The following is a 620-nucleotide window of genomic DNA, read 5'->3' on the forward strand; positions in this document are numbered from 1 at the left end:
TGATTATGCGTATGATGCCAACGGCAACATGATCAGTGATGCCAACAAAGGTATAACCAATATCACGTACAACCATTTAAACCTTCCGGTAGAGATTACATTTGGAACCAGTGCAAAAATCGTATATCTTTATGATGCTTTAGGAACCAAAGTGATGAAAAGTGTATTGGACTATTTAGGAAGTGAAACAGCACAAACGGCTTATTTACAAGGCGGTTTTCAGTATGTAGACAACGTATTGAAGTTTTTCCCGCATGCAGAGGGTTATGTGAACGTTACGGAAACTTGTGGTTTTTTGAGCAGTTGTGGCTTTGCCTATAATTATGTGTTCAACTACACCGATCATTTAGGGAACATCAGGTTGAGTTATGGAATAGATCCGGCAACCAGTACCCTTAAGATCATGGAGGAGAACCATTATTATCCTTTTGGGTTAAAACATGCTAATTACAATAGTGATGAGTTGTTGTATCAAAAAGGCACAGCAGGAGCCGTAGTATTAAAAGGACCTACTACAACAGTGGAATCGGTTTATAAATATAAATACAACGGTAAAGAACTGCAAGATGAACTCGGTTTGAATTGGTATGACTACCAAGCGAGAAACTATGATCCTGCTC

The 620-nt window shown here is 38.7% G+C and carries 1 pseudogene; it reads left to right on the forward strand.

Annotation, left to right across the window (positions count from 1 at the left end):
- Positions 1-620 (forward strand): annotated as a pseudogene (locus tag NHF50_RS03465) (type IV secretion protein Rhs); the annotation flags it as partial.

The organism is Flavobacterium sp. NRK F10, from assembly GCF_024054235.1.
In the GTDB taxonomy this organism is placed as follows: domain Bacteria; phylum Bacteroidota; class Bacteroidia; order Flavobacteriales; family Flavobacteriaceae; genus Flavobacterium; species Flavobacterium sediminis.